Below are 22,299 nucleotides of genomic sequence, written 5' to 3' on the forward strand. Positions count from 1 at the left end.
ATAGGGATTTGACTTTTAACTTTTGACTTTTAACTTTTGACTTTCTTTAGTATCCTGTTGCTGCTAACTCCAGTGGATGAAAATAGGGAACTCGTTCTATCGATGTTTCCCAACTACCACTGGGGTATAGTTTCAGCAGTCGAAATCCTGGAGATTTTTCGTCAATAGCAAAAGTGGGACTATGAGAACGAAACTGAATACAAGTTGAGGGAGTTCCTAAATAGCCGACGTTGTGGCGCTGGCGTTGGAATTGTTGATGAATATGACCAAATAAAACTAATTTAACTTGTGGATAGCGATCGATCACTGCAAATAATTCTTCGGGATTTTTCAGGCCACTGCTATCAAGCCATGCAGAATTCACTAAAAAAGGTGGATGATGAAACGCTATCAATGTTGGGTTATTACCTAGTTTTGCTAATTCCGAGTCCAGCCAACTTAGAGTATTAGTTGTCAGATGACCATGTACACGTCCAGGTACAGCCGAATTCAGTAAGATAAAATTCCAATTACCGCGCTGGAAAGACTTGCGCCGGGAAATCATTCCTACATTCAGAATTTCATTCATAGCGATCGCACAGTCATGATTTCCTGGTAGCCAGTAAGTAGGTATTTGTAACTGATGAATTAAACTTTGCAGATGTTCATAAGAATCAGAAGTACCATCCCCAGATAAATCTCCGGTTAATAATAGTAAATCAATTTCCGATTTTAACTCCTTTAATCGCTCCAGCACTACCTTAAATGACTCAATGGTAGGCATTCCCAGTAGTTGATGGCTTTCTGAGGCAAACAGATGTATATCTGTTATCTGAGCGATCGATACGGTAGATACTTGATTCATCCTTCACTGCTCACACTATGCTTATCTTTGTACCCTGATGTTTGTTTCTGGCAGAATACTGAAATTTAATTCAAGTAGCAAAACTAGCTTGATATTAAATGCCTGCCCTATAATTAGTGTGGCAACTTACCCCTGAAGCTGTCAGCTTTAACTCAAAAATATGTTGCCATACTTTAAGTAATTTTTATACTTAAAGCTGTTTATAAAAATACAATTTTAAATATTTTTTTTTGCATCTATCTTAAGATAGAAATTTTATTTTTTGTAGTTGACTTGCTCAAGGTAAATATAGCTAGTTATCGATGAAAACCAACCTTTTATAGCAATAACTAAGGTTGTGAGGACATCAGTAAATGAAGCAAAAGACTTTTAACTCTGTAACCTGTAACCTGCCATATCAGGACTGAGTAAAATAGGTTGAATATTTTGTGTAATTACCCTAGCTTTTTTACATATTCATTCTTATACTACGTTAAACCCATAAATATACCGGACTAATATGAGTAACAGCAAAAAAGTGAGTGAAAATCTGAGTACTGGGGGACAAGTAACTCCTGAAGAATTACAGCAGTTAGCACAAGAAGGTTTTAAGTCTGTGCTAAACCTACGTTCCCCTGAAGAAGCAGGTTTTTTAAATGATGAGCAACAACAAGCAGAAGAAGCCGGACTAGAATACGCCAATATCCCATTAAAACCTTCACAAGCAAATCAAGAACTAACAGAGTTAGCCATTGAAAAGATTGAAAACTTACCTAAACCAATTTTGATTCATTGTGCGGCGGGAGCAAGAGCAGGTGGTATCGCCTTAATAGCCACTGCTGTGAATGAAGGTTTAACTTATGAACAAATCACTCAAAGAGCTAGTGAACTGGGGATTAATTTGGAACAACCACACCTCAAGCAATTTTTACTCGATAAATATATTGCAGATCAAGCCGAGAAAGCTTAGTTCAACTTTAGCCAAATAACCTCAATTCTTATCAAATACACGTTACATTACTTTGCAGTCTGAAGCTTGTTTACCTAATTACTAACGAAAAAGAATTAAAATAAACTGAGGTAAAACCAGGGAGGTGAACATAATATGTCAGTAAAACTTTTACCAGACCTTGGAGATTTAGCCGAAGGACTAGGAATTACAGGTATTGTTGGAGTTGTGCTTGTGCCTGTATTGTTGCCAGTAGTAGCTGGTGTTGGTAGACCAGTAGCCAAAGCGGTTGTCAAAAAAGGAATCTTGTTCTACGAAAAAAGCAAAGAAGCGATCGCAGAAGTTAGCGAAACCTGGGAAGATATCATTGCCGAAGCTAAGGCCGAAATTGGTGAGGAACGGATGAAATCAGCCGAACCCAGAGAAACACCTTTGCGTTAAAAAATCAATCCCGTACTAAGACTCTCGCAAAACATATCCCACACCCCGCACCGTTTGAATCAGGCGTTTTTGCCCTTCATCTTCAATTTTGAGGCGTAAATAACGAATATACACCTCAATCACATTTGACTCACCCATAAAATCATAACCCCAAACATTTTCTAATATTTGTTCGCGGGTTAATACCTCACGGGGATGTTCCATTAAAAACTTTAATAACTCAAATTCTTTCATTGTCAAATCAATTACCCGTCCATTATGGATAGCGCGGCGGGTTGAGATATCTAAAACTAAATCCCCAAAGCGTAACTGCTCTGTTGTATCAATATCAGGTTTTAAATAAAGGCGAATTAGCTTTAAAAATTCTTCTGGGCGGTAAGGTTTAAGAATATAATCATCGGCTCCCGCTTCTAGACAAGCTACACGGTCATCCACGGTATCTCTAGCCATCAAGACCAACACTGGAGAACGCATTCCTGAACTTCTAATATTTTTACATAACGAAAGTCCTGATTCTCCCGCCAGCATCCGGTCTAGAACAATTAAAGCAGGTTGACAATCACGACTGTATTGCAAACCACTGGCTGCATCATGAGCCAAAATCGCATCATAACCAGCTTCTTGCAAATCAGAAGATAGCTGAGTTGCAAGGCTTTCATCAGTTTCAATCACCAAAACACAGGGACTGTGAGCAACTGTCATAAATTAAGTCAAAAGTCAATGGTCAATGGTCAACAGTCAAGAGTCAAAAATCAATATTTCTTTTTATTCAGCACTTTGCTATAACTTTGTTTTCCAATTCTATTTATAAACTAGCAATTCGGGAAAAAACAAAGAAACAATTTTGACTATTGACGTTTGACCATTACGGTAACTCCACAGAAGTGGGTTTGGCTATATGCGGAAGACCCCATCCGAGTTTTTCGCGCAAGATGCGGAAAAATTCTGGTGGTTGTAAACGAATAAATCGGACACTATATTGCGATCGCTCTAAATATACCCGATCTTCCGAGAACACATAACATCCGCCATTACCATCTACCACCATCACCAAACGCGGAATATTTACCGGATAAATATTTACTGTCTCTGTATCTGGGAACACCAACGCTCTAGAAGCTAAAGAGTGAGGGCAAATCGGCACTAACTGTAAAGCTGAGATACCAGGAGTGACTACCGGGCCGCCTGCACTGAGTGAATAAGCCGTAGAACCAGTAGGTGTAGAAACAATTATGCCATCAGCGGCAATATCTACTGGCGCGTGCCGACCAATAGCAATTTCAAAATGGCACATACAGGTCAATGGTTCCCGATGCAGCACCATTTCGTTTAAGCACAAGGCTTCCCATAGTACTGACTCCCCGCGCAATACCTTCACAGTCAGCATTGCCCGTTCTTCAATTTCATACTCACCTACCATTGCTTGTTCAAGAGCTTGAGGCAGTTGATTGAGATAAGCTTCTGTCAAAAACCCCATGTGACCAGTATTCACCGTCAAAAGAGGAATTCCCAGCGGCGCAACCTGACGAGACGCAGCTAAAACAGTACCATCTCCCCCAAGTACAACAGCAAACTTCATATCTGAGTCAAAACCTGGGGGTGTCAAACCGTCAATGGGAGTGTGGCATATAGGACTATCTGGATTAGCGTAGCCCAATATCCCACCGATGCTACTTGTGACACATACATCCCAACCAGCAGCGGTGAGTTTCTCTTCTAATTCGATAGCGACGCGACTGGCTATCGGCTTTAAATCATTGTAGATAATGCCTGCTTTCGGCACATTCAAATATCCAAACTTTTAGCGATGCTTTGTACTATGTAATCCTTACATATTTTGAGTCTGTGAGCAAAAGTCAAAAAGAAGGCAGGCGTAAAGTGTATACATTACTCAGCACTATTGATGATTGACCCTTGACCATTGACTATTGACTATTGACCTTCTTAAACGGAGAACGTTTGTTTTTTTCCTTTTTGGTCTTGGTTTTTTCGTAATTTAGCTCTTTGAGCTTTTTCATAATTCTACTGAAATACTCTTGTAAGTAACTTTCAAGGGTAGCTGTTTCTCTTTGGTCTAAGCCAAAAACTTGGTATACCTCATCCATTTGGGCATTTAATGGCTTACCACTAGCCAAAACTTCTGTAAACGCCAGTCTGTCTGCCACATTCCATCCCCACTGAAAGAAGCGGACAAAACCGCGCACAGCACGCAATAAGTTTAAGGGCATCCGGGTGACTTTGGCATCTTTCCCCGACAAGCGCTCACACAAGCTAATAATTTCTTCTGCACTCCAAGCACGAGTTCCCACTATCGGGAAAGCTTGTTTTTGTGTTTCTGGCACACTCAAAGCTCGCACAGCAAATTTAGCAATATCTTGAGTATCCATGTAGGCGATGGGGGATGACTCACCAGTTACCCAAACTGGTTGTCCTTCTAAAATCGGAATGCCATATTGACCGATTAACCCTTGCATGAAGCCAGCTAAACGTAAGATTGTGTAATTTAATCCAGACTCAGCTAAAAATAGTTCTGTACATCGCTTGATTTCCATCAGCGGTACTTCTGGGTATTTATCGGCATCAATTATCGAAAAGAAGACAAAACGCTCTACACCCGCAGCTTTTGCCGCTTGCATTAATGCTACTTGGCCTTCCCAGTCTACCTGTTTGATAGTTAAAGAATCAGTAGCACGGGATGTTGCCGCGTCAATAATTGTAGTGACTCCTTCTAATGCGCCTGGAAGAGTTTCGGGATAACACAAATCTCCTAGGACAAGTTCTGCACCCCACTCTTTGAGAAATGCCGCTTTTTTACTACTCCGAACCAGACAACGTACTTTATACCCCTCATCGATCGCACGACGAGCCACTTGTCTTCCCAAGGTGCCAGTGGCACCGACTATTAGTAATGTCATGAGGGTTTGTATTAAATCTTAAAGTTTTATGAAAAGAATCTTAACAGAATTATCTCTGTAAACAAAAGTTTACACTTTTCTTAGAAGTTATTTAATACTAGAGAATTATGGAAACAGCGTTGTCCGTTGTCCGGACACGCTATTTTGTCAGACTCCAGAAGGATTATTCTTCAGCACCCTGAATTTTTAGCAATAAAGCGCCTAAAGCCCAACCAACGAAGATTAAACCGAAAGCCAAAAAAGCTGCGTTGAAAATTTCGCCACCCATTATTATTGTTCTCCTTTGTGAAGGTTTGTAATAATTCTAAAGCCTAACCTTGAGATTGCATATATTTTGGGCTGTCTGTTGCCATTAGACTTGAAGTTGGTCAACAGCTACTGTTGAATTAGACCTGTGTAAATAATTTTAAACTAGTTTGATGGTTAATCCCTAGGGCTGAGGGATCAAGCGAAATTTGTACCAAATCCAGATAAAGTAGTCCTATGAATCACAGTGAGCAAAACTTAATAGTAAAACCACACAAAGAAAGTCGTCCGCGGTTAGCACTGACTTTGGGAGATCCCGCAGGAATTGGCACAGAAGTAATTTTAAAAGCTTTGGCAGATCCAGAAGTTAGTCAAAATTGTGATGTCACAGTCGTAGGAAATCGAGACTGGCTGGTGCAGACTTATGACGAGTTAAATTTATCAGGTAATTTAGTAGCGTTAGCGAATCCTGATAGCTTAAAAGTTGTGGATGTGCAATTAAATCAAAATTTTGATGAGATTGTCACAGGTGTTGGTAATGCAGGGAGTGGTGCGGCGAGTTTTGCTTATATGGAATATGCGATCACCCAAACATTAGCAGGTGAATTTGATGGTATAGTTACGGCACCCATCGCTAAATCTGCCTGGAAAGCCGCAGGATATAACTATCCTGGACAAACAGAACTTTTGGCAGAAAAATCTGGTGTAGAACGATATGGGATGTTATTTGTAGCGCGATCGCCTTACACTGGTTGGACACTCCGCACCTTGTTAGCAACGACACATATTCCCCTGCGTCAAGTAGCAGACGCGCTGACACCCCAGTTATTAACCAAAAAACTAGATTTGTTAATAGAGTGCTTGCAGCTCGATTTTGGCATTAGCAAACCGCGAATTGCGATCGCTGGCTTAAATCCCCACAGTGGCGAACAAGGACAACTAGGAACAGAAGAAATCGATTGGCTCATTCCCTGGATGAACCAAGAACAGCAAAAACGCCCTCATCTGCACTTAGAGGGGCCAATTCCTCCCGATACAATGTGGGTGAAACCAGGTCAAGCTTGGTATGGCAACTCTGCTATAAATAATCCAGCCGATGCTTACTTGGCACTTTACCACGACCAAGGCTTGATACCTGTGAAACTTATGGCCTTTGATCGGGCTGTTAATACTTCTATTGGTTTGCCATTTGTGCGGACTTCACCCGACCACGGTACAGCATTTGATATTGCAGGTAAAGGAATTGCTGACTCTACTAGTATGAAAGCCGCACTACAATTAGCCGCTGAGTTAGCTACGGCTAGAACACAAGATGATTTATAAAAAAATATCCTAAGTCTTGACTAGCTGGATAAATATAGGCTAATATAGACAATTGTGTGGTTAAGGACGTATAGCTCAGTTGGTTAGAGCGCTACGTTGACATCGTAGAGGTCACTGGTTCGAATCCAGTTACGTCCATTCTTGTTGTACAGTGACTAATTGTTTTTCCAGTGATTTAAAACTAGTCAACACTCAAAAATCCTTACACTATTGACTACGAACTCTTGACTTGTTTGGATTGTTTATGGCTATTTGGTTAAGTTTGTGTGGAGCTATTTTGGTAGTAGCTTACTTGCTGGGTTCTTTTCCCACTGGCTATATTGCTGTTAAACAGTTAAAAGGTATTGATATTCGGGCAGTGGGTTCAGGTTCAACTGGCGCGACTAATGTACTAAGAACCTTGGGTAAAGTTCCGGGAGCCTTCGTTTTAGGGATTGATTGTTTGAAAGGAGTATTAGCGATCGCCCTAGTTTATGCTTTATTCAACTATGCTGCGACTTCAGAATTTATCCCTGCAAATTTAGATTTGAAATTATGGCAACCCTGGATGGTAACTTTAGTTGGGTTAGCTGCTATTTTAGGACACAGTAAATCAATTTTTCTAGGCTTTACAGGTGGTAAATCTGTGGCTACTAGTTTAGGAATATTATTGGCGATGAGTTGGCAAGTTGGTTTAGCAACTTTGGGAGTATTTGCCGTGGTTGTGGCTATTTCCAGAATTGTATCGTTGAGTTCGATTACTGGTGCGATCGCTGTTTCGATTTTCATGGCTATTTTTCATCAACCATTACCCTATATTTTATTTGGGATTGTGGGGGGATTTTATGTAATTATCCGCCACCGCAGTAACATAGAGCGCCTTTTAGCTGGTACTGAATCAAAAATTGGCCAGAAAGTAGTTACAGAAGTCGAAAAAACAGAACAGACTGTTTAATTTTTGATTTCGATATCTCAACTTGTAGCTATTTACTATAGTAGTTTGATTTAATTTTTGTCCTATATGTAGGTGGGCAAACCTAAAATATATTAGTGAATGCCCACTCTACAGATTACTAAATGCCGTTTGAGCAAATAACTACTGAATTTGGAATGCAATCAACCCAATCAGTACAATTAAACCTAATGCTCTACGAAAATAATTAACGCCTTGAAATAATTCTAGCCATGCCCAAGTAAATAAAGCACCATTGGCAAGTATCTGCAACACTGCATTGATTGTGCCACTCTGAAAAATTAAAGTTAGTAAACTTGCTACTACCCAGAGAATCAGCGGTGGGTTTGGCGGTTGGGCAATTACAATATTGCCATTACTATCACGAAAGATTCTATCAAATAATGTACTTTCTGTATTTTCCATAGGATAATTTCTATTTACCTAAAAATAATTAACTTGCACAAATTTCAGGCTGGAATTTATTACCAGCACCTTAGTTACATTAAAACATTCAACAAAATATCTAACATACATCTAATTGCTGAAATTAGCACGGTAAGTCATATCATAGATTCAGATATAATTCCCCCAATAGGTACATCTCATAATCTGCGTTATTTTATCTTGCTCATCTGTGGTTATATATGTACAAAGTTCTGCCTAAACAAACTGCATCTATGTATACCCGCGATGGTGTGAGGCTAGATGCAGATATCTATCGCCCTGATGCAGCAGAGAATTTTCCGGTATTATTAATGCGACAACCTTATGGGAGAGCGATCGCCTCTACTGTTGTTTATGCTCATCCCCGTTGGTATGCTGCCCACGGTTATATTGTCGTGATTCAAGATGTCCGTGGACGAGGTACTTCCGCAGGGGAATTTAAGTTATTTGCTCATGAAATTGCTGATGGTGAAGATAGCATATATTGGGCAGCACATTTACCTGGGAGTAATGGCAAAGTCGGGATGTATGGTTTTTCCTATCAGGGAATGACGCAACTCTACGCTGCTGCGGCTAAACCCAGCGCTTTAAAAACGATTTGTCCGGCGATGATTGGTTATGATTTGTATACAGATTGGGCTTATGAAGGCGGCGCATTCTGTCTGCAAACTAATATTGCTTGGGCGATTCAATTAGCTACAGAAACGGCGCGTCTATGCAATGATCAACCAGCTTATCAAGCTTTGTTGACTACGGCTCGCAACTTGCCTGTAAATAATCCCGAAATTCTGCAACAACTTGCCCCTGAGTCGTTTTATCATGAATGGGCAGCGCATCCCCAAACAGATACTTATTGGGAAGAACTTTCTCCCAAGCGCCACTTGCAAGCTGTTGATTTGCCAATGTTTCATATTGGGGGATGGTTTGATACTTACCTGCGTGGCACGTTGAATTTATACAAAGATATCGCAGCGCGGAGCATCACAGCCCAACATTTATTAGTCGGGCCGTGGGCGCATTTACCTTGGGGTCGGAAAGTTGGTGAAGTAGACTTTGGGGCGAAAGCGGCTAGTCCGGTAGATAGAATGCAAATTCGCTGGTTTGATCAGTTTTTGAAAGATATAGATACAGGCTTATTGCAGGAGTCGTCGATTTGCCTGTTTGAAATGGGAAGTAATATTTGGCGGACTTTCCCCAGTTTAAATACAGCTAACCAGAAATCTTATTTTCTGTCAACCACAGGACTTGCCAGCATCCGCGAAGACTCAGGAATACTCAGCAACGCCAGTCCGCTCAAGTCGGGAAACCCGCCCACGCGGCTGGCTCCTCAAAACTCAGCACCCAGCACTCAGGACGTTTTAGTCCACGACCCTTGGCGACCAGCGCCATCTTTAGGCGGACATGCCGGATTACCAGCGGGTGTATTTGAGCGATCGCATCTTGATTGCCGTTCAGATGTGTTAACTTATACTACTCAACCCCTTACAGAAGACTTGCATTTATTAGGAGATGTAGTAATAGAAATTGATTGCAGTGCCGATCAACCTAGTTATGATTTATCTGCGGTATTATCACAAGTGCAGCCTGATGGCAAAGTATATAATTTGACTCAGGGGTACATACATTGTCCACCAATAACTGCTGTCCCGATGAAGATTCAACTGCAAACAACTTGTGTACGCATTGCCAAAGGTAACGCCTTACGTTTGAGTTTAAGTGCGGCATGTTTTCCTGCCTACGCCATGAATTCTGGTAATGGCGCAGTGCTAAATAGTGATGATTTACGCAATGCTCAGGTTATCACACTGACAGTAAATTGTGGTGGCGATCGCAATTCTCAAATTTTACTCCCAATAATTTAAATATAATGCACATCAAAACTAAAACTTTTCAAATTACACCAAAAGAATTACGTTCATTGTTAACTGTTGACTATTACAGGCGGATGAAGATTACCTTTATCCTTCTAGCAATTTTATTACTAATAAATATTATATTTTCTGTCTTACAAAATCGCTTTGATTGGTGGTTGATATATTTTGTCGCTTTAATGGCATACTTTGTATCTGTACCTTTGTTTTTTCAAGTACAAAAGCGCAATTCTACATTAAACTTTCAAAATCGCTACTGTGAAATTGATGAAAACTTTTTTGCCGTATTTTATGAAGATGGCAGTATTGTTAAACTTAATTACTCACACTTTATTCAAGTCACAAAAAAGGCAGACTATTATTTTTTGTACATGACTAAAGGTCAATTTCATTATTTACCAGTTGCTGCTTTTGAAAGTGAAAAAGATATTCACAGATTTGATTTGTTTTTACAAAGCAAGCAATTAATTAAATTATGGTAATGAAATTAGATCAAGTATCAGTAGCTAACTATCTTGTTTATCATAGTTTTTGGTTAAATTCATAATTTTTTCAAACTGGAAATTATGAGCTAAATCGGTTAAATATTGTTGAAAAATTATATTTTTGATAGGAATATCTGACATTAATTCTAAAATTAGATCATCACTGCATTGAGCCGCAGCATTGTGTAAATTTGCCAGCCATTTATCTGGAATTTGAGATAACCAAGACAATAAATCTTCATGGATAATCTGAGGCTGATAATTTGGCTGCATTGCATGAATAATTTGTTGATTTTCTTCCTGATAAATATATTTGACATCTAAATATTGGCGAATCTTTGTGAATATTTCTTCTTCTCGGAAAGGCTTGTTAATTAAATCATCACAGCCTGCTGAGATGATAGCTTGTCTTTGTTCCTCAAAAGCATGAGCAGTTATAGCAATAATAATAGGATGAACATGAGAAAAAACTGCTGCTTCATTTCTCGTTTTAATCACTTTTGTAGCGGCATAGCCATCCATAACAGGCATACGCATATCCATAAAAATTAGATGTGGTTGCCATACTTGCCACAGAGTTATAGCTTCCTGACCATTTGCGGCTTCACGTACTGCAAAACCCTTGATTTGCAGCAATTTAACCAATACTAAACGGTTTTCTAAAACATCATCGACAACCAAAATTCGATACTCTGTTTGTTCTGGTGCTAAACCCAGAACTCGGCGTTGAATTTGTCTAACTGGCTCTTGACTAGTGGAGGCAAAACCAATATCAATCTGAAAAGTGAAAATACTACCAATACCTTCTTGACTGCGGACAGTTATATCACCCCCCATCAATTGCACATATTTCCGACTAATGGCTAAACCTAGTCCAGTTCCTTGTTGAGACTTGCGACCGATTTCCGTTTGTCCAAAGGCTTTAAACAACAAGCCAATTTCTTGTGGAGAAATGCCAACACCTGTATCTTGTACCTCAAAAATCAGGGAATGGGGAGTGGGGAATAAGGAGTAGGGAATAATTGCTGTGTCTGTTTGTGCTTGAGTTATTTGATCTGCTAATTTGACACGCAGAATTACACTGCCTGTAGAGGTAAATTTAATTGCATTGCCTAAAAGGTTGAGTAAAACTTGTCGTAGTTTGTTCTCGTCTGTTTGCACATATTGCGGTAGCTGTGGTGCATATTCAAATCGCAGTTGTAAACCTTTGGACTCTGCACGCAAACGCAACATTTCTTCGAGGTTTTCTAATAAAGAAATTAAGTTAAAACTACTGATGTTTAATGTGGTTTTGCCTGCTTCAATTTTAGACATTTCTAAGATGTCGTTGATTAAGTTGAGCAGATGTTCGCCTGCACGATTGATAATTGCTAGGTTCTGTTGATGTTCTTTTGACAGTTCATGGTCATAGCTCATAATTTGCGTAAAGCCAAGAATTGCGTTCAGTGGTGTGCGTAATTCGTGACTCATATTGGCAAGAAATTCGCTTTTAGCTTTGTTAGCAGCATCAGCAGTAATCACCGCTGCTTGTAATGCTTGTGATTGTCTTTGGGTTTGTGCTAACAGTTCGGCTTGTTGTAAAGCAACTCCTAAATGATTACCAATTTGAACGACAATGTTAATTTCTCCGGTTTTCCATTGCCGAGGACTAGAGTTTTGATAACTGGCTAGTAATCCCCATAGTTGGCTACCGCAAAAAATTGGCACAATAATATAAGCTTTTGCTTGGAAGCGTTCTAATAAGTCTATATAACAAGAATCAAACTCGGCTTTGTAAATATCTGCAACACAACGAAAACTGGCATCTTGATTATAAACACCACCTTGGTTTGCTTGCAGATAAGTATCTTGAATTGGATAAGCTGCACTTTCTAAAATCTTTTCTAGACATCGACCATCTTCTAAAGCATTGTTGGTCACGATGGGATCAGTTCTCTGTTCTAACATTAGAGAAATCCAACCTTCGTTCATTGATTCTGAGACAAATTCACCACTCCAATCGGCATTGAAACGATAGACAACCACTCGATCGCAATTAAGTATTTGTCTTAATTCTTCAGTGGTGGCGGCAAAGATTGTATTTAAATCTAAAGTCTGACGCATTCTTTGAATTACTTGGGCGATCGCTTTTTCTCGTTCGGCGCTCTCCCTTAAGGCTGCTTCTGCTAATTTACTCTCAGTAATATCTGTAATTGTCCCTATGTGTCCAGTAATTTCTCCATTTTCGTCAATTTCGGGTATGGCTTGGCAAATCACCCAAACACTTGTACCGTCAGGACGCAGAAACCGATGCTCACATTTATATAGAGATTTAGCTGCCGTTGCTTCATACCACGTAGCAAAAACGCGATCGCGATCATCTGGATGCAAAGCCTTAGCCCAGCCAGTACCCATAGCTTCTGATTGATTTAAACCAGTAATTTCACACCAACGCTGATTTAGATAAACGCAATTACCAAATTTATCGGTATGGTATATTCCCACAGGTGAAGTCTCGGCTAATGTTTGGTAGCGCAACTGACTTGCTTGCAAAGCCAGTTCCGCCAGTTTGCGATCGCTAATGTCTACTACAACTGTACCCACACCAGAAATACAGTTATCTTCGCCAGGAATGGGAAAATACGAAGCCAAAAAATAACCTAGTGTTTCTGGTTGCTTGGGCTTGGGTGTACAAATTTCTACATTGAGAATTCGTTCTCCAGTGAATAAGACATGTTTGTAAAATACTGCTACTAAAGGTGCAATTTGGGGGATAACTTCATATATTGTCTTGCCAATATGTTCTGCTTGAGACAAGTTATGAATTTCCGCTAAAACTTGATTAATCTGCACATACCGCAATTGTTTATCTAGTATATTCATCCCTACAGGCACACTGCTAAAAAAGGCATTAAGCCGCGCTTCTCGCAGCGCCAATTCTCGTTCTAAAGTTTTGCGTTCTGTAATATCTTTATGAGTTCCGGTCATTCGCAAAGGCTGACCCCAATCATCACATTCGACAATTTTCCCGCGAGACTGAATCCACTTCCATTCACCATTAGCACAGCGCATCCGACACTCAACTTCATAAACAGCACTCACACCTTGAAAATGAGTTTCTAAAGCAGTAGTGACTGTTGCTAAGTCTTCTGGATGGATACATTGCTCAAAAACTTGCGAAACATTTGTAACGCCCTTTTCTTCATACCCCAGCATTTTTTTCCACTGCAAGTTACTATAAATTTCACCAGTGCTGAGATTCCAATCCCACAAGCCCAAATCACTAGCTTCTAGAGCAAGTTGTAAACGTTCTTCACTTTGTCTATGGGCAGCTTCGATCATTTTACGCTGAATCAAACTGCCTAACTGGGTAGCAACAGCCCCGACTAACATCAGCAAACGCTTATCTATTAGTGCTGCACTGCGTTTAAAAAATACTAAAACTGCTAATACTTCACCATCAGCTAAAATTGGCACACCAAAAGCTGCTTTTAATCCTACTTTGGCCGCTTGGGGCGATCGCAAAAACACTGGTTGTTCAGCAGCAGAAACATTTTCAATCCATTCTGGTTGTTTAGTTTCCCAAATTCTTCCTGGTAGTCCCTGACCCAAAACAAATTTAACAGTTTGACTAACTAGTGAGAATTGCTCTAATCTAATATCCTCTCCATGCCAAACTAAGCTGTGTTCTAAAACTGTACCATCATCGTTAGGTAGCCATGCTTCACCAAAATCCCAGTTAATGGAATGACAAATTAAGCGCAGCACTACTTTTAAAGCACTATTCACATCAACTGCACGGGTAATAGCTTGAGATGTTAACAGCAGTAACCTGCTTTCATTTTCTGCCTGTTTACGTTCAGTAATGTCTTTAGCTGTGCCTAAAACATATTTTTGCCCATCAATTTCGATTATTTCTGCACTGAACAACATTGTTTTGATTTCTTCATTTGCAGTACGGAAATCAACTTCATAGTTGCGGAGAGATTTTGTTTGTTGCAGAATTTGGGTGAGAAAAATACTTTCTTGACAATTAGCCCAAATCTGTAATTCTTGGTCAGTATGACCAATCACTTGGTGACGAGCATAACCAAATAGCCGACAAAAACTATCATTAACTTCGATGTAGCGAATTTCTGGCAATGTACATAAGATAATTGGGTCAGGAGAAGCTTTAAAAGCAGATGCTAACTTGGCTTCAGACGCTCGATGTGCAGTTTCGGCTCGTTGACGTTCCCGTGCTTCCAGTACCAAAGAAGCTAAATTTGTCAGAGAACGAGCAAAATTTTGGTCTTCTAATGTCCACTCATGCAATACTCCTACCATCTCCAAACACAAAACTCCCACGGTCTTTCCCGCTAATCTAATTGGTGTATCGAGAATAGAAATAGTGTTCAAGGCTGAGTAAGATTGAGAGAATTCTTGAGTTCGAGGATCAGTGTGAACATTCTCCACAGCAATTACTTCTTCTTGCTGCAAAGCTTGAAAATAAATCGGATAATCTACTACCGCTAAAGTGCGTCCTTCACTATGTTGATGACGACTTTGCTCAAATAAGTCTATGCACTCAATAAAAGTTGCGTTTTGCTTATATAACCAGATACTAGCTCGTTCAATTTCCAAATTTTTAGTAGCTGCTTCTGTAATTTCTCCAAATGCTGCCTTGATATCACCTTGATACAATATCTGATTTTTAGCTAATTCTGTTAATACTAAATTATGATTACGCAGCTTAATATTAAGTAGTTTGAGAGTTTGTTCTGTGGATTTATCTTCTTTTGGTGTTAACGCCAACGTTTGCTGCTGAAAATAAGACAAAGCTGGCTTTTTCTGACCTTGAAAATGAATGCAATTTTGCACGCGAATTAAAATTTCTGGCGCACAAAGTGGTTTAGTAATATAGTCAAAAGCCTGTAATTTAAAGAATTTCTCTTTATCCTGTAAAGTTTCTATGGGACTAAGAAAAATAATGGGAATATTTTGAGTTTGTTTATAAGCTTTGAGATATTGACATACTGCATAACCATTCATTTCTGGCATGAGAACGTCAAGTAAAATTAAATCAGGCAATGTTTCTCGCACTGCATCAATTGCCAGTTTAGCCACAGTGAATTTTTCTACCTGATAATTTTGACCTTCAAGAAGTTGAGATAAAAAATTTAAATCTTCAGGTTGATCATCAATTAATACAATTTTTATCGATTGATCATACATAATTTCTAGATAATTTTATATTTTATTAAGGATATATTGTAATCAAAGTTAAAATAAAATATATTTTTAAAATTAAAAAATCATTAATAAATATAACGCAATTAGAAAAAATTCGTGTTTTTCCAAGACTTCTTGATGGACATAAAATTTTAAGAAAGTTACTCCCCCAATCAATAAGCAAGATACTCATAAGATAAATTTAATTGTTTTGTGGGTGTTGATATGAAAAATAGATAATAGGCGTAAGCAGTGAAGAATAAACATTTTTCTGTTGACTTGTAGGTTTTTCTGGTGATACACAGTCTTGACCCGCTATCCTCACAAGTTCTTCATTTTTTTAGTGTTCAATTTTTGTTGCATTTGGTATTTGCTGCGTAACAACCAAAATTAGATGCGGTTTAGTCAAATCAAATGCAGCACATCAAGTAACTTGTAGCGATAATTGCTTTCATCAAGATTTTGACAGCGATCGCGCCACATAATTCAAATCAAAGCATCAAGACTATTGGGTAATTTAAGCACAGGAGGAAACAGATGGAAACTCAACCAACTCGCCCATCACCAACACTTCCAGAAATTCCCCTTGGCTATCTCAACATTATGGGTTATGTTGACGAGTCAGAAGTTAATGGCCCTGGTTGTCGTGCTGTTATCTGGGTACAAGGTTGTCGTCGTGAATGTCCTGGTTGCTTTAATCTTGAGTCTTGGCCATTTGAAATTAACCAACTGATTTCTGTTGATACCCTAGCCGAACAAATACTGAGTAAACCACAAAACACAGGCGTAACCTTTTCTGGTGGTGAACCTTTTTGGCAAGCATCTGCACTAGCCGCTTTAGCACGTAAACTGAAAGCAGCTGGCTTAAATGTTATGTCTTTTTCCGGTTTTACCCTTAAGCAACTCCAGTCTGAATCTGCACCTCCAGATTCGCAAGAATTATTAGAACAGTTAGATATTTTAATTGATGGGCCATTTGTAGAATCTTTGGCGATTAATTCTCCCGATTCACCAGTTTCTTCTAGCAATCAACGGGTGAATGTCTTTAACCCAGCTTTAGCCGACCAAATTACTTGGGCTAGTGACCAAATCGAAATCCATATTCTCAAAGATGGTAGCCGTATTGTTACTGGCTATCGTGGGCGACTGGAATTAACTTAAATTTTTTACAGATAACTATAAATTAACGTGTGTCTCTGTTGGTGGCGCACGTTAATTATATTCTTTCTGCAAAAATCATCAATAAATATTTTTTTAGTACGTAATTATAAGCTGAAGCTTTTTTGTGCAATATCTCAAGATAGAATTTTGACTTATTTTTTTATAGCTAAAGAATAATTTCTAATGGAATCAATCAGTTTATAACAGAAGCATAGGTAATTAATACATACCTATGTCAACTAAGTGAGGTCAAGATTATGTTATTACAAACAACTGCATCCGATTTACTCGTAGATTTATCTACCGAAAAACAGCAATTTTTAGCTGGCGGATGTGGATACTATGGTCGTAGTCCAGAACAAAGTCAAGGATCATCACCAGCAGAAACATCACCTGAAATGTCATCGCCAGTAGTTGTATCGCAACCGATAGCACGTTTAGCTGTAGGTAGTATCATTACAGTTACACCATTTGCCAAGTGTTTACCTGGACAAAGTTGTTATGGCACACAAGGTTCTCAAACTCAAGATTAATAAGATTTTGAGAAGTCCTCTTGAAGACTTAAATTTTGAATCAGTAGGAAAAGTATCTTTGGTCTTTTCCATCAATTAAGTAAATAAAGCAGAGAAATAAATTAAAACTTATTTCTCTGTTTACTTATAAATATAAATATTATATTTAATTAATTGCAAAAGACGTATAATTATGCATCCTTACAAAAAAGTTACCCATATCAGAGTTTGAGCGCGATGGGATTAAAATTAGAGATGGGTAGATTTTAATTTGCAAGTAATTAGATATAGATGAAATTTATTGGGATTGATTTAGGTTGGAAATCGCAACCAAGTGGCTTATGCTGTTTACAATTAATAGACGGAAAGTTGCAATTAATAGATTTAGATCGCCAAGATGCGATCGCCCAAATTTTAACTTGGATAGATACTTGGGTACAACCAGAAGAACCAGCCATTATTGCTGTTGATGCACCGACTCTCATTCCTAACGCTACAGGTAGTCGCCTACCAGATAAACTCAGTCATAAATACTTTGGCAAATATCACGCAGGCTGTTATCCAGCAAATCAAAACTTACCTTTTGCAGCGCGGACAATTAACTTTGGCTTAGAATTAGAATCCCGTGGTTATGCTCATGCACCAACCATAGAAGCCAAAAAATTTGGCAGATATCAAATAGAAGTTTTTCCTCACCCTGCAATAGTCCATTTATTTGGTTTAGAACGCATTCTTAAATATAAAAAAGGACGCATCAATGAGCGCCGCCTAGAATTAATTAAACTCTATCAATATATTCTGGAAATTTTACCCAATCTCGAACCTAAGCTCGAATTGAATCAAAAGCTCAAAGCTCAACAATCTGATCTCTTACCTTCCACAGGTGCAGCACTCAAAGCAATTGAAGATAAACTTGATAGTTTAATCTGTGCTTATGTAGCTGCACACTGGTGGTATTGGGGAGAACAACGCAACTTAGTATTAGGCGATCGGACCACAGGTTACATTGTCATCCCTAATAAAAGTCAAAAGTAAAAAGGTAAAAGTAAAAAAAGAATATTTTGCCTTTTACCTTTTACCTTTTGCCTTTATATTTTTGCCTTCTATTCCGCCCAAGCAATTAATCTTGGTTCATAAGCATTAGACAAGTGTGGGTGTTTGGGTAATACACGCAGGGACAAGCCTTGAAAACCAGAGGTAGTGTAGATAATATCTGCCGTGTAGACACTCAACCCTTGAGAATCTTGGCCTTGGTAATCCATGACTACTGGTGTCGCATTGACGATTTCACCGTTAGCATCGATCGCACCTTGATATAACTCTACTTGTACATCATCATTGCTCAAAGTTGCTAAATCCACTTTGGCTTTGACAGTAACGCTTTGGTTAACCTTAATATCTGAACCGACTGAGACATCAATATCTTTGATAATGAGGTTAAACCAGTGGTCGCTGAGTTTAGCTTTCCAAGCAGCTAATTCCTTAGCTGGGGCGTAATTATCAGCAATCAGAGTATGACAGCGATCGCTGGCTGGGAAATAAGCCCGTTGAGCATAATCGCGCACCATCCGCGCTGTATTAAAGAACGGACAGTTCAAGCGAATAGCATCTTTCATTTTAGCGACCCAAGGTCTGGGCAAACCATCATCGTCGCGGTGGTCATAAAATAGAGGCACAACTTCTTTCTCTAACAAATCGTAGAGAGCGTTAGCTTCCACTTCATCTTGATAATTGGGATCTTCATAATTTTCCCCGTGTCCAATCGCCCAACCGGTGCGGACAAAATCAGCTTCATCCCACCAACCATCTAACACACTTAAATTTGGCAATCCATTCATCGCGGCTTTCATCCCGCTAGTACCGGAAGCTTCTCGTGGACGACGGGGTGTGTTCAACCAGATATCGCACCCGGCTACCATTAGCCGAGCGATATGAATATCGTAGTTAGGAACAAAAACAACCTGTTTTTCTAAATGGTGTTCGCGGATAAAGTGATTGATATCACGAATCAGTTCTTTTCCAGGAATATCTTTGGGGTGGGCTTTACCAGCAATCACAAATTGGACTTTACGGCTTTTATCACCAAGTAAGATGTGTTTAATGCGTTCTAAATCGCGCATCCACAGGGTAGCACGTTTATAAGTAGCAAACCGTCGGGCAAAGCCAATGGTTAAAACATAAGGGTCTAATACTTCTTGGGCTTGGGCAATTTCCGAAGCCGAAGCACCGCGATCGCGTAAATGTTTAACTAAATGCTCCCGCACGTACAGTACCATATCCAAGCGGCAACGTTCGTGATTGCGCCACAACTCCTCATCGGGAATTGCGTCCATTCGCTCCCACAGTTGATTCTCTGGTGGTACTGACGACCAGTTTGGCCCTAAGTAGCGATCGTACAATTCTTGCGTTGATTTCGCCACACAACTGCGAGCGTGAACACCATTGGTAATAGCGGTGATTGGAACTTCTTCGACTGGAACTTTCTTCCACAATGCCTGAAACATCTGCCGCGATACCACACCATGTAGCTGCGCCACCCCGTTAGAAAACGTCGCCATTTTCAACGCCAGTACTGCCATACTAAACGGTGCAGATAAATCGCCAGTATTTTCTCGCCCTAATCCTAAAAATTGCTCTTTGGGCAAGCCAAAAATATCTGCATAATATCCCAGATAATACAAAATCTTATCGGGAGGGAATAAATCAATCCCCGCAGGTACAGGTGTGTGAGTCGTAAAGATGTTGCTAGACATCACCACCTGTTTAGCTTGGGCATAGCTCAACCCTTCTTCTTGAATTAAGAGCCGAATACGCTCTAAAGCCGAGAAGGCAGCGTGACCTTCATTCATGTGATAGGCAGTGACATCATAACCCAGAGCTTTGAGCATCTGCACACCACCGATCCCCAACATGATTTCTTGGTGGATACGCATATCGATATCGCCACCATACAGCTGATCCGTGATGTCGTGATCGTATTGGTTATTGGGTTCGATGTTGGTGTCTAACATATACAAAGGCACCATTCCCACCTGTACCCGCCAAACTCTGGCGTACACCTTACGCCCCGGATAATCAACGGCAATCTGCAATTCTGAACCGTCGGGATTGCGTTCCAAATGCAAGGGCATATTATAAAAATCGTTGATGGGGTAGCGCTCTTGTTGCCAGCCATCAGCGTTGAGATATTGAGCAAAATACCCTTGTTGATAAAGCAAGCCTACACCAACTAGAGGTAATCCTAAGTCACTGGCTGATTTTAGGTGATCACCAGCGAGAACGCCCAAGCCACCAGAATAAACAGGTAAACAGTCAACCAAGCCAAATTCTGCCGAAAAATAGGCATAACACTCTTTGGGCTTTTGACTGCGTTGTTTCTGATACCAAGTTCCTTCTTGGAGATAATCTTCTAATTGTCGGGCGGCGCGATCCATTTGTGCTAAAAAGCCATCATCTTCCACTACCTCCAACAGCCGCGCTTGGGAGATAGTACCCAGCATCAACACTGGGTTATGGCGGCTAGATTCCCATAAATCTGTATCTAAACGGCGAAATAAATCTTTTGTCTCAACATTCCAATCCCAATGCAAGTTATATGCCAGCCGTCGCAGTGGTTCCAGGCGCGGTGGTAGTGATGGGGAAACATTAAAAGTGCGAATTGGCTGCATAGGTTAGCAACTCTCCAAGTTCAGCTATGGTTATTGTTTACCTTCTTTCTGCAATGTTGCCAATTCTTTATACTGTGTTTGTAAAGTACTGATGACTTTGTTAAGTATTCAAAACTTGCACGAGAATTATGGCTAAATCTTGCACCAAGCATCTTTGTTATTGTTCTGTGTTCTCCTTGAGTATCTGCTTGGTGAGCAAAATTTAATAATTGACATGTATCACATAACAACTCCCCATTCCCCCCATCACAGAGAGGTTAATGTCTGAGTAGCAGTATTTAACTGCCCAAAGAAGGCTGATCTTGGGGGTTTGTTGGCATTTTTAGAGTTTGAGCCGCTGCATAAGCCAACTCTGCGGCTATCTTATAAGCAAGCTTTATATTAGAATTGTGATTAGTAGGATTGGCTTGTCGATGCTTTAACTCTTTTTGAACCTCACCAGAGGCGATCGCTCGCTGCAAAATAATAAAAGCATCCAAGTCCTCTGAGTCATAATCTTGCCGTAGTAACACTTGTATCTGGTTCTGCTCGGCGATACTCAAATAACCAGTTCTAAAAGCTTGCTGGACGATTTGTTTAATTTCCACCATAATTTTAACCAGTGTGGCAGTTAATGAAAGGAGCTTAGTCTGTAAATTTGGGTTTCTTGTGAGGATTCCTACTAAGAACTTGCATTTTCTCTAGATTTCAAAATTTATAATGGCGGATATTCCAGACACATCGTCCATTTGGCTCACCTGATCGGGTGATTTACAATTGTGAGATTATGGTTATCGCTCAATCTAGTTCAATTTAGACAGTTTCTCTATGAAGAAAAGGTAACAGCTTTTTCTAAATTGTGTTGATATAACTGCCCAATAGTAGCGCAGTTATCATTTACTAAATTCCAGACCTGCTATGTGTTTTTTGACTGACAACGATTCTATAAAAAAAATTAAATTTTTTCTAGTGTAGTCAACATAGAACAACGGGTAGCATCCCAATTTTGCCAATTGACCAAATGAGGAGAACTAGTTATTGCGTAGGCGTTAGCCTTCCCGTTCGCGTAGCGTCTCCGTCAGGAGAAGGGTAGGGAGCGAAGCGGAATGTCGCAATTACAGCAGCTAGACTTGGCGATTTCTATGCTTCATTTCATGAAGATCGCCATGACCAAATATGTTTTTACACCTTTGGGATGCTCCCGAACAGCGAATTGTTTCAATGTACTTTTGATGACCAAGATAAAATTTTGAATCCAGCTATTGATCCGCAAACGAATGTTGTTTAAATTACCAATTTCAGGCAATTAATTATATTTTGATTATCTTCCTACTTGGGAGTGAGACATTAAAAATAAA

General features: G+C 39.7%; 18 protein-coding genes and 1 tRNA gene. 10 read left to right on the top strand and 9 right to left on the bottom strand.

Features of this window, described 5'->3' with window-relative positions; translation table 11 throughout:
- Window positions 1–46: 46 nt before the first annotated feature.
- Window positions 47–844: a 3',5'-cyclic-AMP phosphodiesterase gene (cpdA, locus tag NCWK1_RS06750; RefSeq protein ID WP_103124190.1), complete on the bottom strand. Its 798-nt coding sequence runs from the start codon at window positions 842–844 to the stop codon at window positions 47–49.
- Window positions 845–1,343: 499 nt separating this feature from the next.
- On the opposite strand from cpdA, the gene NCWK1_RS06755 reads away from it, so the two are divergent.
- A complete protein-coding gene (locus tag NCWK1_RS06755) occupies window positions 1,344–1,793 on the top strand; it encodes a protein tyrosine phosphatase family protein (RefSeq protein WP_103124191.1) in 450 nt (149 codons plus the stop codon).
- Between the two features lie 135 nt (window positions 1,794–1,928).
- Complete coding sequence (locus NCWK1_RS06760) at window positions 1,929–2,213, top strand: DUF5132 domain-containing protein (RefSeq protein ID WP_096576318.1); 285 nt, start codon at window positions 1,929–1,931, stop codon at window positions 2,211–2,213.
- Window positions 2,214–2,228: 15 nt separating this feature from the next.
- Here the strand turns inward: NCWK1_RS06760 and nblR are convergent, their stop codons facing one another.
- The 4 genes from nblR to petM form a co-directional block, all read right to left on the bottom strand.
- The gene (nblR, locus tag NCWK1_RS06765) at window positions 2,229–2,915 is read right to left on the bottom strand and encodes a response regulator transcription factor NblR (RefSeq protein ID WP_096576316.1); all 687 of its coding nucleotides are present in this window, start codon (window positions 2,913–2,915) and stop codon (window positions 2,229–2,231) included.
- Between the two features lie 163 nt (window positions 2,916–3,078).
- Window positions 3,079–3,996 (bottom strand): NAD(+) kinase, encoded by a 918-nt coding sequence (locus tag NCWK1_RS06770; RefSeq protein ID WP_096576314.1) that lies wholly within the window; start codon window positions 3,994–3,996, stop codon window positions 3,079–3,081.
- A gap of 142 nt (window positions 3,997–4,138) precedes the next feature.
- Window positions 4,139–5,128 (bottom strand): SDR family oxidoreductase, encoded by a 990-nt coding sequence (locus tag NCWK1_RS06775; protein ID WP_103124192.1) that lies wholly within the window; start codon window positions 5,126–5,128, stop codon window positions 4,139–4,141.
- Window positions 5,129–5,291: 163 nt separating this feature from the next.
- Entirely contained in the window at window positions 5,292–5,396 is a 105-nt protein-coding gene (gene petM, locus NCWK1_RS06780; protein ID WP_015114053.1) for a cytochrome b6-f complex subunit PetM, read from the bottom strand.
- Between the two features lie 215 nt (window positions 5,397–5,611).
- Here petM and pdxA point away from each other — a divergent pair, with 215 nt between their 5' ends.
- From pdxA to plsY, 3 genes are all read left to right on the top strand, one after another.
- Complete coding sequence (pdxA, locus tag NCWK1_RS06785) at window positions 5,612–6,697, top strand: 4-hydroxythreonine-4-phosphate dehydrogenase PdxA (RefSeq protein WP_103124193.1); 1,086 nt, start codon at window positions 5,612–5,614, stop codon at window positions 6,695–6,697.
- A gap of 64 nt (window positions 6,698–6,761) precedes the next feature.
- Window positions 6,762–6,835 (top strand) — tRNA-Val (locus NCWK1_RS06790).
- Window positions 6,836–6,941: 106 nt separating this feature from the next.
- The gene (gene plsY / locus NCWK1_RS06795; protein WP_103124194.1) at window positions 6,942–7,631 is read left to right on the top strand and encodes a glycerol-3-phosphate 1-O-acyltransferase PlsY; all 690 of its coding nucleotides are present in this window, start codon (window positions 6,942–6,944) and stop codon (window positions 7,629–7,631) included.
- A 141-nt stretch (window positions 7,632–7,772) separates the two neighbouring features.
- Here the strand turns inward: plsY and NCWK1_RS06800 are convergent, their stop codons facing one another.
- Entirely contained in the window at window positions 7,773–8,054 is a 282-nt protein-coding gene (locus tag NCWK1_RS06800) for a hypothetical protein (RefSeq protein WP_103124195.1), read from the bottom strand.
- A gap of 221 nt (window positions 8,055–8,275) precedes the next feature.
- Here NCWK1_RS06800 and NCWK1_RS06805 point away from each other — a divergent pair, with 221 nt between their 5' ends.
- Complete coding sequence (locus NCWK1_RS06805) at window positions 8,276–9,937, top strand: CocE/NonD family hydrolase (RefSeq protein WP_103124196.1); 1,662 nt, start codon at window positions 8,276–8,278, stop codon at window positions 9,935–9,937.
- A gap of 83 nt (window positions 9,938–10,020) precedes the next feature.
- Window positions 10,021–10,428: a YcxB family protein gene (locus NCWK1_RS06810; RefSeq protein ID WP_245894849.1), complete on the top strand. Its 408-nt coding sequence runs from the start codon at window positions 10,021–10,023 to the stop codon at window positions 10,426–10,428.
- Between the two features lie 24 nt (window positions 10,429–10,452).
- On the opposite strand, the gene NCWK1_RS06815 is transcribed toward NCWK1_RS06810, so the two are convergent.
- Window positions 10,453–15,624, bottom strand: a complete 5,172-nt coding sequence (locus NCWK1_RS06815; RefSeq protein ID WP_103124197.1) for a PAS domain S-box protein — start codon at window positions 15,622–15,624, stop codon at window positions 10,453–10,455.
- A 534-nt stretch (window positions 15,625–16,158) separates the two neighbouring features.
- Here NCWK1_RS06815 and NCWK1_RS06820 point away from each other — a divergent pair.
- The 3 genes from NCWK1_RS06820 (at window position 16,159) to NCWK1_RS06830 (ending at window position 18,329) form a co-directional block, all read left to right on the top strand.
- Window positions 16,159–16,782, top strand: coding sequence for a 4Fe-4S single cluster domain-containing protein (locus NCWK1_RS06820; RefSeq protein WP_096576130.1), 624 nt, complete (start codon window positions 16,159–16,161; stop codon window positions 16,780–16,782).
- Between the two features lie 257 nt (window positions 16,783–17,039).
- On the top strand, window positions 17,040–17,315 hold the full coding sequence (locus NCWK1_RS06825) for a hypothetical protein (RefSeq protein ID WP_096576127.1): 276 nt from the start codon (window positions 17,040–17,042) through the stop codon (window positions 17,313–17,315).
- A gap of 270 nt (window positions 17,316–17,585) precedes the next feature.
- Window positions 17,586–18,329: a DUF429 domain-containing protein gene (locus tag NCWK1_RS06830; protein ID WP_096576124.1), complete on the top strand. Its 744-nt coding sequence runs from the start codon at window positions 17,586–17,588 to the stop codon at window positions 18,327–18,329.
- Between the two features lie 68 nt (window positions 18,330–18,397).
- On the opposite strand, the gene glgP is transcribed toward NCWK1_RS06830, so the two are convergent.
- Window positions 18,398–20,962: an alpha-glucan family phosphorylase gene (glgP, locus tag NCWK1_RS06835; RefSeq protein ID WP_096576122.1), complete on the bottom strand. Its 2,565-nt coding sequence runs from the start codon at window positions 20,960–20,962 to the stop codon at window positions 18,398–18,400.
- 278 nt (window positions 20,963–21,240) lie between these two features.
- On the bottom strand, window positions 21,241–21,552 hold the full coding sequence (locus NCWK1_RS06840; RefSeq protein WP_096576120.1) for a hypothetical protein: 312 nt from the start codon (window positions 21,550–21,552) through the stop codon (window positions 21,241–21,243).
- Window positions 21,553–22,299 lie beyond the last annotated feature (747 nt).

This window comes from Nostoc cycadae WK-1 (assembly GCF_002897135.1).
Taxonomy (GTDB): Bacteria; Cyanobacteriota; Cyanobacteriia; order Cyanobacteriales; family Nostocaceae; genus Nostoc_B.

What these genes read in the sequence shown, in the direction of transcription:
- cpdA (WP_103124190.1), bottom strand. Translation starts at nt 844, where the DNA reads ATGAATCAAGTATCTACCGTATCGATCGCTCAGATAACAGATATACAT.
- NCWK1_RS06755 (WP_103124191.1), top strand. Translation starts at nt 1,344, where the DNA reads ATGAGTAACAGCAAAAAAGTGAGTGAAAATCTGAGTACTGGGGGACAA.
- NCWK1_RS06760 (WP_096576318.1), top strand. Translation starts at nt 1,929, where the DNA reads ATGTCAGTAAAACTTTTACCAGACCTTGGAGATTTAGCCGAAGGACTA.
- nblR (WP_096576316.1), bottom strand. Translation starts at nt 2,915, where the DNA reads ATGACAGTTGCTCACAGTCCCTGTGTTTTGGTGATTGAAACTGATGAA.
- NCWK1_RS06775 (WP_103124192.1), bottom strand. Translation starts at nt 5,128, where the DNA reads ATGACATTACTAATAGTCGGTGCCACTGGCACCTTGGGAAGACAAGTG.
- petM (WP_015114053.1), bottom strand. Translation starts at nt 5,396, where the DNA reads ATGGGTGGCGAAATTTTCAACGCAGCTTTTTTGGCTTTCGGTTTAATC.
- pdxA (WP_103124193.1), top strand. Translation starts at nt 5,612, where the DNA reads ATGAATCACAGTGAGCAAAACTTAATAGTAAAACCACACAAAGAAAGT.
- plsY (WP_103124194.1), top strand. Translation starts at nt 6,942, where the DNA reads ATGGCTATTTGGTTAAGTTTGTGTGGAGCTATTTTGGTAGTAGCTTAC.
- NCWK1_RS06800 (WP_103124195.1), bottom strand. Translation starts at nt 8,054, where the DNA reads ATGGAAAATACAGAAAGTACATTATTTGATAGAATCTTTCGTGATAGT.
- NCWK1_RS06805 (WP_103124196.1), top strand. Translation starts at nt 8,276, where the DNA reads ATGTACAAAGTTCTGCCTAAACAAACTGCATCTATGTATACCCGCGAT.
- NCWK1_RS06810 (WP_245894849.1), top strand. Translation starts at nt 10,021, where the DNA reads ATGAAGATTACCTTTATCCTTCTAGCAATTTTATTACTAATAAATATT.
- NCWK1_RS06815 (WP_103124197.1), bottom strand. Translation starts at nt 15,624, where the DNA reads ATGTATGATCAATCGATAAAAATTGTATTAATTGATGATCAACCTGAA.
- NCWK1_RS06820 (WP_096576130.1), top strand. Translation starts at nt 16,159, where the DNA reads ATGGAAACTCAACCAACTCGCCCATCACCAACACTTCCAGAAATTCCC.
- NCWK1_RS06825 (WP_096576127.1), top strand. Translation starts at nt 17,040, where the DNA reads ATGTTATTACAAACAACTGCATCCGATTTACTCGTAGATTTATCTACC.
- NCWK1_RS06830 (WP_096576124.1), top strand. Translation starts at nt 17,586, where the DNA reads ATGAAATTTATTGGGATTGATTTAGGTTGGAAATCGCAACCAAGTGGC.
- glgP (WP_096576122.1), bottom strand. Translation starts at nt 20,962, where the DNA reads ATGCAGCCAATTCGCACTTTTAATGTTTCCCCATCACTACCACCGCGC.
- NCWK1_RS06840 (WP_096576120.1), bottom strand. Translation starts at nt 21,552, where the DNA reads ATGGTGGAAATTAAACAAATCGTCCAGCAAGCTTTTAGAACTGGTTAT.